The organism is Coleofasciculus sp. C1-SOL-03, from assembly GCF_040220555.1.
Lineage (GTDB): Bacteria > Cyanobacteriota > Cyanobacteriia > Cyanobacteriales > Coleofasciculaceae > Coleofasciculus.
This window is the reverse complement of record NZ_JAVJUO010000031.1, coordinates 1-13,029: the sequence shown is the minus strand read 5'-3', so window position 1 is coordinate 13,029 and position 13,029 is coordinate 1. Positions and strand designations below refer to the sequence as shown.

The window sequence follows — 13,029 nt, the reverse complement described above, 5'->3', positions numbered from 1 at the left end:
TTGACCGAACCTAATTTTGTACGGTTTTTCCCCCTTGTCTTCTTTCCATCCTTGTCCTCCTTGTCTTGTCCCAACCCTAAAATAAAAAACCTACACCTGTAAGCTCCCCCAGCTTCCAGACGTGCCATGGCACGTCTCTACATTGGCTTCCCCCGCTTCCCCCGCTCCCCCTCACCACAACACTTATTCAGCAACCCCTAAATGTCATCGCTTGCGGTTGCGAACCAGCAGATAGAGAAAATAAGGGGCACCGACAGCGGCGGTAATCGCACCACAGGGCAACTCGATGGGCGCAAAGAGTACCCGTGCCAACCAATCAGCCAGCACAATAATTAGTCCACCCATCAGTGCTGCTGTTGGCATTAACCCTTCGTGATTGGGTCCAACCAACTGACGTCCCAAGTGCGGTGCCATCAATCCCACAAAGCCAATCGTACCCGCCACAGCCACAGCCGCACCCGCCATTGCCGCACTCATGAGCAATAACAAACCCCGCTGCCACTCCACTCGCGCCCCCAGTCCTCTGGCAAGGTCATCTCCCAGGGAGAGAGCATTCAGTGGCATCGAAAGCGCCAACGACAGGGGGACAAACACCGCCAGCCAAGGGAATAATGCCCCGACATGCTGCCAACTCCGCCCGTAGACACTTCCCGCCAGCCAAACCAATGCCTGACTGACACTATTAATTTCCCCAAATGTGACCATTAAATTCGTCAAAGCTCCTAGGATAGCGGCTATCCCGACACCGACGAGAATTAACCGGATGGGAGAACTGCCCTGATCCCAAGCCAGAAGGTAGATAAAGATGGCAACAACTAACGCCCCAGCAAAGGCAGACAAAGGGAGGGCAAACAGCGGCACCTCTGGAACTAAAACGATTAAACTGACAGCCGCTAAACTCGCACCCGCATTCACGCCAATGATGCCGGGATCGGCTAAGGGATTGCGTGTCAGTCCTTGCAGAATCGTCCCAGAGATAGCTAATCCCACTCCTACCCCAAAGGCGACTAACGTTCTGGGCAACCGCAGCACATTCACAATAAAGGCATAGTCGGGGTTAGCCGTCGGCAACCCCACAATCGTTTTTAAAACAGCCAATGGTGGAATGGGATATTCCCCTTGTCCCACATTGATCACGATCGCCGCGAGAGTCACCAAAACCAATACAAGTAGTACGGTTGGTACGCGCCGTTCTATACGGAACGATATCGGCAACAGTCGAGGACGAATAACTAGCCAGTTTTTTCTCACCGTTTCACCTTGAACCGCGCCAGATAAATGAAGAACGGAGCGCCCACTAAAGCAGTCATGACTCCCACGGGCAGTTCTTGAGGACTAATCAACACCCTGGCAGTGATATCAGCGACCAGGAGTAGGATGGCACCAAAAATGGCAGAATAAGGCAAAATCCAGCGATAATCAACGCCCACTAAGAAGCGGACGATGTGGGGAACAACCAGACCAATAAATCCAATCGGACCAGCTGCCGCGACAGCGCTCCCTGCCAGCAAAACCACACTCACGGCGGCGGTTAGTTTCACCCATAGGGTTTGTTGACCCAAGCTTTTAGCCACATCGTCACCAAGGGTTAGGGTGGTCATTTGTTTCCCTAAGGCAAACGCGATCGCTAATCCAATGCCGATGTAAGGCAGCACTTGTAAGAACAAGGTGAAATCCCGACCCGCCACCGATCCAGCTAACCAGAAGCGGATTTCATCCAGGGTTTGTTGACTCAGGATGAGGATAGCAGTGGTGAGTGAGGATAGTAAGGCAGTCAATGCCGCACCCGCAATCGTCAGGTTGAGTGGAGTCAGTCCCCCTCGACCCAGAGATCCGAGCAAATAGACGGTGATTGCCGTAACACCTGCCCCCCCAAAGGCACACCAGGCATAGACACTCAGGGAAGATGAGCCGAAGCGGAAAACAGCGATGACGACTGCCATTGCCGCACCCGCATTAACTCCCAAAATTCCTGGCGACGCTAAAGGATTGCGAGTTAATCCCTGCATCAGGGCACCTGCCACCCCAAGGGCAGCACCCACTAGCATGGCAATCAGCGATCGCGGCAATCTGACTGTGCGGATAATCAGGTGGTCGGTAGAGCCATCAAAGTCGGTTAAAGCGGCATAGACAGTGCTAATCGAAATATCTGCGACACCACTGGTAATGCTTGCCACCAAGCTGACGAACAGAATCAACAGACTCAGTGACAAACCAACGGGGAGTAAGAGGCGCGATCGCCCCCTACTTTTCCCTCTTACCGTAGCACTCTCGCTTGCCAATCGCTTCTTTACCTCAATCAATGATTCCAATTGCAAATGGAAAGGTTTTAGAGGATGTCTGAAAAGTTGTCTTTGACACTATTACCTAGTGGAGATCCCCCTAAATTCCCCTTTTTAAGGGGGACTTTCCTTGGTCATTTCCCCCCTTTTTAAGGGGGGTAGGGGGGATCGGATACTTCAAGAAACATCTTCTTAGAACTCCCCATTCCCTTAAAAAGAAAACTAATTTTTCATTTCCCCATTTTCCCAATTTCCCTCCACACGGGTTCCGTCAGCGAAAATATAGACACCTTCTCCCTGCCTTTGTCCATTGCGGAATTCTCCTTCAAAGCTATCCCCACTGGCATAGTTACAGACAGCTTTGCCGTTTAACTGACCCTCACTGAACTGTCCTTCGCAGCGATCGCCATTCGCAAACGTATAAATTCCCGTGCCGTTAAACTTACCGTTACTAAACTCGCCTTTGTAACGATTACCATTGGCGTCGGTGAAAACACCTTCGCCGTTAAATTGACCGTTACTAAATTGACCTTCGTAGCGGTTTCCATTAGCGAAGACGTACACGCCTTGACCCTCGGGTTTGCCATTACTAAATTCCCCTTCGTAGCGATTGCCATTAGGATAGTCCCGAACCCCTTTGCCACTGAACTGACCATTGCTAAACGTTCCTTCATAGCGCCCCCCCTCAGAGAAGGTGTAGACTCCTTGACCGTTCGCCTTACCATCACTCAGTTCACCTTCATAGCGATCGCCATTGGCATAGTCGCACACCCCCATACCATTGAGGTTAGTGTCTTGAATTTCCCCTTCACAGCGATCGCCATTGGCTAAAATAAAGGCTCCCGTACCGCTGGGATTGCCATCCGTAAACTGTCCCTCATAGCGACCGCCATCGGCGCTAATGTAGGTTCCCGTACCGTTAGGCTGACCATCCTTAAACTCCCCTTCGTAGCGATCGCCATTTTCGTACACCCGGACACCTTCGCCATTGGGTTGGTCGTTGCTAAACTCACCTTCATAACGACCGCCATCAGCAAAGGTGTAGATGCCTTGACCTTTCTTGTTACCATCGACAAAGTTTCCTTCATAGCGATCGCCATTCGCGTATTCACAGACGACTTCACCGTTGAGATTACCGTTGCTCATTGCCCCTTCACAACGACCCCCATCGGGTAAAGTGACGACACCTGCTACTGCGATCAAGGGATTGATAACATGGCTGGCAATATCTACGCTTGAGGCAATAAGTAACATTATTCCGAATCGTCCGATTGTACGAAGCATTAGACAAATACCTCCTTGATTAAAATAGATGGGGCTAATTGTTGAGTTAGTTTTAGGGATTGCATCTGGCATTGTCTTACTCTGTAGGTTCAGGAGGGGGTACTTCTTCCACCTGTTCTTGGCGTTCGCGTTCAAGTTGTTCTTGACGCTCTTGTTCTAGACGTTCCTGTTCGAGTTGTTCTTGACGTTCCTGTTCTTGGCGTTCGCGTTCAAGTTGCTCTTGACGTTCCTGTTCTTGGCGTTCCTGTTCGAGTTGCTCTTGACGTTCCCGTTCTTGACGTTCCCGTTCAAGTTGTTCTTGACGTTCTTGTTCTAGACGCTCCTGTTCAAGTTGTTCTTGACGTTCTTGTTCTAGACGTTCCTGTTCGAGTTGTTCTTGACGTTCTTGTTCTAGACGTTCCTGTTCGAGTTGCTCTTGACGCTCTTGTTCTAGACGTTCCTGTTCGAGTTGCTCTTGACGTTCCCGTTCTCGACGTTCCCGTTCTAGCTGCGCCTGACGTTCCCGTTCTCGGCGCTCCCGTTCTAGCTGTTCGGCGCGTTGACGGGCTTCCCGTTCAAAGTCAGTTCCCTCCTGAGCAAAACTAATTCCCATTCGTACTCGACGGCGGCTTCCTTGTGCGGGGCAACTCACACTGGTTACGGTTTCAAGGGCTGCTTGATTAATAGCAGGATAGGGGCTGGGTTCCACAAGCTTCGACTCGATTACCTTACCGCTTCCATCGACGATTAATTCGACAACGGGTCTCGCTTCGATATCTTCATTGGCGAGTGATGATGGAAATTCCGGCTTGCTTGTCGCCACGCAACCTGCTGATGAGGAAACGGGGAGTGACTCAGAGTTGCCTGCGGGTCGCGTGGGTGCTGAGGGATTGGTTGCCACGGCGCCTGGTGAGCTAGGGTCAGCCATTGAGTCGCCCTCACTTGATGAAGCTCGTTCGGCAGAACGGCTACCGCCCAAGCTCTGTCTCAATTGCTCCGAACCCGAGGCGGAGCCGGGAAGGGGTTGGGAACGACCACTGGGTCGCGTAGGGGCTGAGGGATTGGTTGCCACTGCTCCTGGCGAGCCAGGGTCAGCCATTGAGTCTTCAGCACTTGGAGATGTCGATTCTGAAGAGCTACCGCCTAAGCGCTCTCTGATTTGCCTAGTAATCTTTGAGGCATCGGACAATAATCCAGGAATTCCTGTGGGTCGTGGGGGGGCGGAGGGATTGGTTGCCACGGCGCCTGGTGATGTAGGGTTGGCATCGGAGGTGTCATCATTAGTGGGCGCGGCTGATTCTGTCGTCGTTGGTTCGCTTAAGCGTTCTCTCAGTTGTTCTACGTCTGAGTCAGTCTGAAGCGGTTGGGAATTGGTGTCTGGGCGTGGCGGTGCTGAATTATTAATGGCTACGGGTTCAGGAGGTGATAGGGGAGCAGGTTCTGAGGGTTCACGAACGGGTTCTGAGGGAGGTGTAACGGGGCTGCGTTCCCTTGTCGGTTCAGTGGGTGGCTCTACTGAGGTGGGTGCAGGTGGCGTTACGGGTTTTTGAGGTGTGGCTGGTAGAGCAGGTACGGGTTGCTGGACGGGTTTTTGAGGTAAAGCGTCAGCCCGTTGCTGCGGTTTAATTGGCTCTGGTATCTGGGTTTTGGTCGGTTGCGGTGGAGTTGGGGTTTCAACTGCCTTTGGTTTTGGCTTTGGAGTCTCTTTTAGAGGTTGTTCTTCTGGTTTAGGGACTTCAGGTTCCTCCACAAGTATGATTTCAATCGGCTCTTCGGCAAGTTCTGGTCTTGCTTCCCAAGCCCAGCTTGCGCCAAGAGCCAGCACTATATGCAGCACCGCACTCCCAGCAAAGCTATAGATGAGAAACTTTTTGAGAGCCTCTTGTTCCTTTTTGTGCTGCTCTATACAGAAGCTCGATAGGCTCATACGCTACACACCTTATTAACCGCTCCCAATTATTGCGTATTACTGTCATTAAACGTCAGACGATAATAAAATGGTCAAGCGGTCATTGTCAAGAAAAATAACTGGAGGCAGCGCGGCGAAGCGGAAATACTTGAGCTGGGTAAGCTTGTATAAACTTAGCCTGCTATGTCTGGGAGCTTGTAGAGACGTAACAGGGTACGTCTGGGAGCTGGGAATACTTGATCAGCTCTCTAGCGAATAATATTCATTAAGTTGTGAAAACGTCTTTAGATAGGGATAATTTATCAACCTCTATATTTATTCTCCCGATTTTTTGAAGGGAAACCCGTTGAACGTCATACCACAACGCGATAAATTTCAGTCTGGTGCGTGCCATCGGGATGCAAGTGGAGCAAGCGAAAACCCGGTTGCTTGTCCTTGGGCATAGCTTGAGGTAAATCTAACTGCAAACAAGTGGAAGGACAGCCGTAAAAATGAGTATTGCCCCGTTGTTGGTGAAACGTGGTGTGAATATGACCAAATACTACGGCTTGTACTTGGGAGGCGCGATCAATCAAGGCAAGGAGTTCATCGGCATTTTGAACTTGCATCTGATCGAGCCAATCAATGCCAAAGGGTAAGGGGTGATGATGCAGAGCAATTAGGGTGGGACGTTCGATTTCGAGAATTTTTGCTAGACTTTGCAAGGAATGTTGAGATATTTCCCCTTCCCCAAAACGAGCAGTAGGTAAGGTTGAATTCAATAACACCAATTGCCAATCTCCCAAAGTTACGGCTGGCGGTGCATGGAAAAGGGGATGAACAAGAGCTTCTGCCATTACCGACGGGCAATCGTGGTTGCCGGAAAGCCAGTAGGTGGGAATTTGCAGAGGGCTAATCAGGTCAATTAATTGTTGATAGGCAGAGGGTGAACCCGTATCGGCAATGTCTCCTGTCAGCAGGAGATAATCTGGCTTGACTTGAGCGACACGCTGCATCACAGCTTTGAGTCTGTGCCAAGGACGACAGCCGCGCAGTTCAGCGTCAGGATGGCAGCAGAGGTGGGTATCAGTGAGTTGAGCGATGGTAATGGATATGGGCATCAATTTCGCTTTTCGGTGTGCAGCGTTGAGAATGGCGCTCAACTCCACCAGGATGAGGTGGGGATTGAGCTATCCAACGTTCCCAGTTTTAGGCATTTTTTTTAAAGAGTCTCCTGATAATCTAGAGTTAAAACAGCGAACCATCAACCTTCTCTCATTCCCGTTTACGTCTCAGAGCGGAAACGCTATATATATAATGGAAGCCGATTGTCTACAATAGAGCAACAGCTTAAAAATCTTTTGTGTTAGTATGGCAGTCACTAGCGAAGCTCTTAAGCAAGATCTCGATCGACTCACCGCCGAGCAACTTCAACAAGTTGCTGACTTCATCGCTTTTTTGAAATTTCGAGATAAACGCCGCCGTATCGCTCTCGATCCCGTTCAATTGGCTCCCCTCGCAACTGAATTTGCAGAAGAAGACCGTTCTCTTGCTGAAGCTGGAATTGGTGATTATGCAGTGATGCTTGCTCGGGAAGATCGGCAATGACCGACCCGCTTAAACGAGGGGAGGTTTGGTTAGCAAACCTCGATCCTACTCGGGGTTCTGAGCAAGCAGGCGTTCGTCCTGTCATCATTTTTCAAAATGATATCGTCTCTCGGTTCTCAACAACAACTATTGCTATCCCCTTAACTACGAACCATCGTCGCGCTTCATTACCAATTTGTATGTCGATCCAGCAGGGAGATGGTGGGTTATCACAGAATTCAGTTGCATTATGTTTTCAAATTCGAGTACTGGATAAAGCTCGGTTAATTCGGAGATTAGGTCAACTGAGTGCTGAAACAATTGCTCTGTTGATATTTTTGGTAAGGCAGTGCTTTGAAATTGCGCGTACAAATCAGTCGTGTTAGCTACAGGAGTTATGAGTAGAACCTACTGGTACACTATCTATGTTGATAGAGATCCAAATGACCCCTACAAGGGCTGGGGATGGATAGAAGTCACAACGGAGGACAGTAAGAGGTTTGGTATTCCTACTGGATATCCGGACACTTACACAAAATTTTGTAAATTTCCATCTGAGCGATTCAAGCTTCCCAACAGTGGGAATCTTCCATCTATAGGTAAAGCTGGCGCGAAGAGATTCACACTGAACCTTGATGGAGAGCTTGTTACGATAAGAGCACAAAAATCTCTAACAATTCAAGCAATATGTGCATGGTGCAAGACTTGGGCATGTCCAAATGCTAAGCTCATTACTCCAGGCAATAGAACACATTCCATTGACGGTGATAAGCTAGCTCATCAAGCCCATTTCATTTACTTTATTCTCAACGAAGATAGCAATGCGATCAAAATAGGTCGGGCAAAAGATTTAACAAAAAGGATGAACGCACTTCAAACATCTAGTCCAGCTAAGTTAAGGCTAATCAAATCAGTGCAAGTTGAAGGAAGAAAAGAAGCTCATGAACTAGAAAAATCACTGCATAAACAGTTCAATGAAATTAGATTGGCTGGAGAGTGGTTCAAGGCTGAACCAAGTCTTCTAGGGTACATCAACCAGTTGTGACAAGTAGCGGCGGCATAACAACCCGACTGGAGCTGACTGTTGAGAGATTTTGGTGGTAAAGGTTACTTGCAGCCGCTGACCCGAAACGTTAAATCATCACAAGCCTATTGAACCCTTGTACGTAGGAAGAGCCCTTTCACCCATGCCAATTCTGCTGGCACAATGCTTTGGCTTGGTTGGGCCATAATTTTCTCCACATGCTCGCGCACACCTTGCACAACTAAAACCACTCCGCTATTTTCGCCAAATGACCCTCAGGACAATCGGTACCCCGTCAAGTGCAGTGACGGTATTTAAGGGTAAGCGCGATCGCTCTTCGGAGCGTAGGTTGGGTTGAGGAATGTTGACATATGCGGAACAAAGCTCGTGCCTCTCTCCAATTTTGGGCGAATACACACTACTCCCTGCTGTAGATCCGGCTATGCAGGGGTGGAGCTACAGTAAAGAATTATTTCATTCACCTAATACGGGCGGAGCTACAGAATTACTCTGTACAATAAATTGTTATGCTGCTTAGTCCCTTGAGGAGGGGCAACCGCAAAGTTATGGATGGGGTTCGCGATCGCTTGGAAGCTATCTCGAAATAGTGCGTACTCTGTCGTCACAGAGTTTGTCCTACATAGTTTAGACTGTAAGCTAGCTAACTAGCTTATCATGATGGAGCTTTCCCCATGCCCCAAGCCTTGAAAGCAATTTATCATAGTGGTACATTCATCCTTCAAACAGCTTGCGATTTGCCTGAAGGCGCTGAGGTCGAGCTTTTTGTAAAATCACCTAAAGTCATTCCTCCAAAGATTACCGATATTGCAGCTAGGCAGAATTTTTTAAGGCTGCTTGTTGAGCGAATGCAACAAAACCCCATTCCCTCGAATGCTCCCCAGTTTACAAGAGATATGTTGCATGAACGCTGTTGACACAAATGTTTTAATTTACGTCAATGATTCGCGTGATCCTGGTAAGCAGGCAATTGCAACTTCTCTAGTAACTAATCTGACAGAGGGGGTTTTAATTTGGCAGGTTGCCTGCGAATATTTGGCGGCAAGCCGCAAACTTGAGCCATTGGGGTATGACAGAGCGCAAGCCTATCAGTACATTCGAGATTTGCAACAGGTTTGGTACACAGCTTTGCCAACTTGGGCTGTGATTAATCGTGCCGAGGACTTGATGAGCCGTTTTAGTTTGTCTCATTGGGATTCGATGGTGGTTGCTGCTTGTTTGGAAGCAAACGTCGAAACTCTCTACACAGAGGACTTTGGCTATTCAGACATTGATGGATTAAAAATTATCAATCCTTTCAAAAATCCCTAAACCCGTCGCAGCATAACAACGCGCTGGAGCGGACGGGCGAGAGATCTTGGTTGTGATGCAAAGGTTACTAGCAGCCGCTCAACTTAGCCGTTAAATCATCACAAGCCTATTGAACCCTTGTACGTAGGAAGAGCCCTTTCACCCATGCCAATTCTGCTGGCACCCTGGCTTTGGCTCGGTTGAACCATCATTTTTCCCCACAAGCTCACGCACTCCTTGGACAAAACCACTCCACTATTTTCGCAAAATAACGATCGGGACAATCGGTACCCCGTCAAGTGCAGTGACGGTATTTAAGGGTAAGTGCGATCGCTCTTCGGAGCGTAGGTTGGGTTGAGGAATGTTGACATATGCCGAACGAAAGCTCGTGCATCTCTCCAATTTTGGGCGAATACACACTACTCCCTGCTGTAGAGCCTGCTATGCCGGGGTGGATCTACAGTAAAGGATTAATTCATTCATCACACGCAACATCTAATTGAACTAGCTAAGGAGCGAGGAGGTTTTGAAATATAAATCGCAACTGGAGCCAAACAATTGCGGTCTAACATAGCCTCTGAGCCAGAGGGGCGTAAAATGGAAAGATTCTAAACCTATTCCAAATGAGTGAAACCGTCTACATCGAGACCAGTATCTTGGGATACCTCACAGCCAGATCAACCAAAGACCTCATTCTAGCTGCAAATATGGAGATCACAAAAGATTGGTGGGAATCTCGTCGAAATGCCTTCATCCTTTACACTTCGGAGGCTGTTCTAGACGAAGTGGCACAAGGAGATGCGGAAATCGCCGCTCAACGACTGGAGATTCTGCGTGATTTCCCCTTGCTGGCATTGAATCAAGCAGTGCAAGACTTAGCCGCACAATTTCTCGCCCGAAGTAGCCTTCCTCCAAAGGCAAAGGTGGACGCGATTCACATCGCCGCTGCTACCATACACGGTATGGATTACCTGCTAACGTGGAACTGTAGGCATATTGCAAATGCTCAAATTCAAGGGAAATTGGCAGAAATTAGTCTCGATTGTGGCTATGTGCTTCCAGTTCTCTGTACACCAAACGAACTGATGGGAGATTAGGCTATGTGGAAAGATGAAATTGTTGAAGAAATTCATCGTATTCGCGAAGAATATGCCAAATCTTTTAACTACGATTTGAATGCAATATTTGCAGACCTACGTAGAAAGCAAGAAGAAAGCGGCAGAGAGGTCGTAACCTTATCGCGTAAACCCGGTCTAACAACACGTTGGAGCCGACGGACGAGAGATCTTGGTGGGGAAGCAAAAGATATTAGCCGCCGCTCAACTTAGCCGTTAAATCATCACAAGCCTATTGAACCCTTGTACGTAGGAAGAGCCATTTCACCCATGCCAATTCTTTTCGCACAATGCTTTTGCTCGGTTGGGCTATAATTTTTACCCACATGCGATCGCATTCCTTGGACAAAACCACTCCGCAATATTTACGCTAAGATTGAGGCGACAAAGTTGGAACGCAGTTCTAGGCTATGGTAAATCCTTCTAGTCCATCTACAACCTCTCTTGAATCGTTGACTTGTACTATATGCTAAAATCTAGAACGCAGCGACTTAACTATCGTTGGAACCGACAACCGAAATTGAGTTTACCATTAGTGAGCCGGGTGGTGGACTTGCTTGTCTCAAACGCCGTCGCTCAGCTTAGTAAGCTTAACTTTTAGCGAAATTGCTGATTGTTTTAGGCTGGGTTTACGATAGGAAACCCAGCTTTGCTTTCTTCTGGTAACGCCGACCAAAAGCGCGATCGTTGAAACGAGGTCAAATCTATGATGGCTTGCAATCCCCTCAAAACTCATCATCCCTATGCCCAAATACAGTTCCAAATACAGTTTATGTTCACTTTTGATGAGCCAAGAGCGAAGCTTTTGGAGCAGGCGATCCCCTCAACATACCCTCTGTACTCAAATCTTCATCTATTTCCTCCCAGTGGATGCCGTAACCACCACCACACATTTCCCACTTCATTCGTTGTTCAGGCAGAGCATTGAGGAGTTTTGGATACCAGACTAGAGGTACAGTAATCGTCCGCCCATCCATTAGATCGACGCTGATTGTTTCCTCAGTAAACAAAACATTCTTAACTCTCTCGTCCGCCTGAATCGCCAAAATACCCATTCCAAGCCTCCAATAAAACCTCTTGATTATCTTGCACCGTTACCTGCAACTTCCGCAACTCTTTTGCACTGAACCCAATATCCACAGCCGAGAATTTCGAGCAGCCAGTTTTCGCAAACTCATTATTTTAGGGGCTGATAATAAATTAGTTGATGTTTGGGCAACAGTTCTGGATGCAGGATTTTCACTAAGTCCGACAAAACCAGATGGGGGCTAATCGTACCACTTTGCCAGTAATCATTTCCCCCAAATTCATTCACCCGCGCATTGTTATTAAACACGCGCCCGGATTGAAAGGCAGAAAGTTTTGTGTAGCGTTCATCTGTACTCGCCACATCCTGTAATCTTGTCCAATCCTGACTGCCATTGAGCCAAACTTGGGCATTGAGGGCGCGATCGTACACCGCTTCAAAACTCAGGGGAATACTGCCACTCTCAGCATTATCTGCTCCAAAATAGTTAGCTCCAGCATCTTTTAATAATTTGGCTACATAGCTATTCCCACCGGGGATATTCCATGTCCCATTTCGATGAAAACCCGTAATGACTGTTGGTTGATTTTGAGCCTTTTGAGCAATCGCAGCTACTTTGAGTCTGGCTTTTTCATAGTTCAAAGAACGCTTTTGCTTCTTGGATAACCTGCGTTGCAGCACTAAGAGCCTACGGTGCATATCCTTGAAAAACTTGCGTCCAGGCTCTATGAAGCCATCACTGGTAGCCAAATAACTATTTAGCCCGACATCTACCCCAATAAAGTGACCGTGTGGGACGGCATCTGGGATAGAGATGTCAGATTGAATGCTTATGACTGCAAACCAACCCACGGCTTTTTTGATCACCCTGACCTGCTTGACTACAAACCCATCGGGGATTGGTCGATGTAGATTGATTTGAACATTTCCTAGTTTGGGTAGTTTAATCTGCCATCCAGTTATGGGATTTACCTTGAATTGAGGGAAAAGTACCGACTTCATCTGCCCATACTTTTTGAACCTTGGAAACCCATAACCCCGCTTCTGAAAAAAGTCCCAAGCGTCATGTAACCGCCTAACAGTTGTCTGTAATACCTGAGCGGGTACTGCCTTTAGTCTTGGGTAATCTTTTTTAGCTTTGGGTAAGTTATTCTGTTGTTGCTGATATCCAGGAAAAGGATCGTCAACGCTTATTATGTACTCTGAGTCTAAGCTACACCTATCTATGGCACACTTCCTTGAAGCGATCCAGTCCTTTAGCTCTCTAAGAGCGTAATTATAAACACCTCGACAAGTTTCGAGCCACTCATTCAGTGATTTGACTTGGAGAGCATCAGGATAAATTCGATAGGTGTAATTTAGAGTTATCATGCATTAATTATAACCTATATTACTGCAAAGAACAAGTTACAGTAAATGTCTATTTTGGGTGTATCGAACCCCAAAATAGACTTGGGGAGTGAAGGCATCTCGACGCTTGCGTCAAAGATTATGGCGTGAGACTTATAGCTCCCCAAACCCCTCGTCAGTTAAAA

At 47.9% G+C, this 13,029-nt stretch carries 15 protein-coding genes; 7 read left to right on the top strand and 8 right to left on the bottom strand.

The window, feature by feature from the left end; genetic code table 11:
* Window positions 1-204 precede the first annotated feature (204 nt).
* The 5 genes from RIE73_RS05155 to RIE73_RS05135 all read right to left on the bottom strand — a co-directional run bounded on the left by RIE73_RS05155 (window position 205) and on the right by RIE73_RS05135 (window position 6,554).
* Window positions 205-1,251, bottom strand: a complete 1,047-nt coding sequence (locus tag RIE73_RS05155; protein WP_446400175.1) for a FecCD family ABC transporter permease — start codon at window positions 1,249-1,251, stop codon at window positions 205-207.
* Window positions 1,248-2,282 carry a FecCD family ABC transporter permease gene (locus tag RIE73_RS05150; protein ID WP_446400174.1) on the bottom strand — a complete coding sequence of 345 codons (1,035 nt, stop codon included), beginning with the start codon at window positions 2,280-2,282 and terminating at the stop codon, window positions 1,248-1,250. The genes RIE73_RS05155 and RIE73_RS05150 overlap by 4 nt, the downstream gene beginning before the upstream one ends.
* A 222-nt stretch (window positions 2,283-2,504) precedes the next feature.
* A complete protein-coding gene (locus tag RIE73_RS05145; protein WP_446400173.1) occupies window positions 2,505-3,536 on the bottom strand; it encodes an MORN repeat-containing protein in 1,032 nt (343 codons plus the stop codon).
* 106 nt (window positions 3,537-3,642) lie between these two features.
* Window positions 3,643-5,472, bottom strand: coding sequence for a TonB family protein (locus RIE73_RS05140; RefSeq protein ID WP_446400172.1), 1,830 nt, complete (start codon window positions 5,470-5,472; stop codon window positions 3,643-3,645).
* A gap of 335 nt (window positions 5,473-5,807) precedes the next feature.
* On the bottom strand, window positions 5,808-6,554 hold the full coding sequence (locus tag RIE73_RS05135; RefSeq protein WP_446400171.1) for a metallophosphoesterase: 747 nt from the start codon (window positions 6,552-6,554) through the stop codon (window positions 5,808-5,810).
* Between the two features lie 250 nt (window positions 6,555-6,804).
* Between RIE73_RS05135 and RIE73_RS05130 the strand changes: the two genes are divergently transcribed.
* From RIE73_RS05130 to RIE73_RS05120, 3 genes are read left to right on the top strand one after another with little or no spacing between them, the layout of a single operon-like run.
* The gene (locus RIE73_RS05130) at window positions 6,805-7,041 is read left to right on the top strand and encodes a hypothetical protein (protein WP_446400170.1); all 237 of its coding nucleotides are present in this window, start codon (window positions 6,805-6,807) and stop codon (window positions 7,039-7,041) included.
* Window positions 7,038-7,406, top strand: coding sequence for a type II toxin-antitoxin system PemK/MazF family toxin (locus RIE73_RS05125; protein WP_446400169.1), 369 nt, complete (start codon window positions 7,038-7,040; stop codon window positions 7,404-7,406). Before RIE73_RS05130 ends, RIE73_RS05125 begins: the two co-directional genes overlap by 4 nt.
* 11 nt (window positions 7,407-7,417) lie before the next feature.
* Window positions 7,418-8,065 carry a GIY-YIG nuclease family protein gene (locus RIE73_RS05120; RefSeq protein WP_446400168.1) on the top strand — a complete coding sequence of 216 codons (648 nt, stop codon included), beginning with the start codon at window positions 7,418-7,420 and terminating at the stop codon, window positions 8,063-8,065.
* Window positions 8,066-8,541: 476 nt separating this feature from the next.
* Here the strand turns inward: RIE73_RS05120 and RIE73_RS05115 are convergent, their stop codons facing one another.
* Window positions 8,542-8,670 carry a hypothetical protein gene (locus RIE73_RS05115; protein ID WP_446400167.1) on the bottom strand — a complete coding sequence of 43 codons (129 nt, stop codon included), beginning with the start codon at window positions 8,668-8,670 and terminating at the stop codon, window positions 8,542-8,544.
* A 66-nt stretch (window positions 8,671-8,736) separates the two neighbouring features.
* Between RIE73_RS05115 and RIE73_RS05110 the strand changes: the two genes are divergently transcribed.
* The 4 genes from RIE73_RS05110 (at window position 8,737) to RIE73_RS05095 (ending at window position 10,680) form a co-directional block, all read left to right on the top strand.
* A complete protein-coding gene (locus tag RIE73_RS05110; protein WP_446400166.1) occupies window positions 8,737-8,979 on the top strand; it encodes an antitoxin family protein in 243 nt (80 codons plus the stop codon).
* Complete coding sequence (locus RIE73_RS05105; RefSeq protein WP_446400165.1) at window positions 8,966-9,373, top strand: PIN domain-containing protein; 408 nt, start codon at window positions 8,966-8,968, stop codon at window positions 9,371-9,373. Before RIE73_RS05110 ends, RIE73_RS05105 begins: the two co-directional genes overlap by 14 nt.
* Before the next feature lie 602 nt (window positions 9,374-9,975).
* Window positions 9,976-10,449 (top strand): type II toxin-antitoxin system VapC family toxin, encoded by a 474-nt coding sequence (locus RIE73_RS05100; RefSeq protein ID WP_446400164.1) that lies wholly within the window; start codon window positions 9,976-9,978, stop codon window positions 10,447-10,449.
* A 3-nt stretch (window positions 10,450-10,452) separates the two neighbouring features.
* Window positions 10,453-10,680, top strand: coding sequence for a hypothetical protein (locus RIE73_RS05095; RefSeq protein ID WP_446400163.1), 228 nt, complete (start codon window positions 10,453-10,455; stop codon window positions 10,678-10,680).
* 563 nt (window positions 10,681-11,243) lie between these two features.
* Here the strand turns inward: RIE73_RS05095 and RIE73_RS05090 are convergent.
* Both RIE73_RS05090 and RIE73_RS05085 read right to left on the bottom strand, forming a co-directional pair.
* A complete protein-coding gene (locus tag RIE73_RS05090) occupies window positions 11,244-11,522 on the bottom strand; it encodes a DUF2442 domain-containing protein (RefSeq protein ID WP_446400162.1) in 279 nt (92 codons plus the stop codon).
* 122 nt (window positions 11,523-11,644) lie between these two features.
* Window positions 11,645-12,865, bottom strand: coding sequence for an RNA-guided endonuclease TnpB family protein (locus tag RIE73_RS05085; protein WP_446400161.1), 1,221 nt, complete (start codon window positions 12,863-12,865; stop codon window positions 11,645-11,647).
* Between the last annotated feature and the right edge of the window lie 164 nt (window positions 12,866-13,029).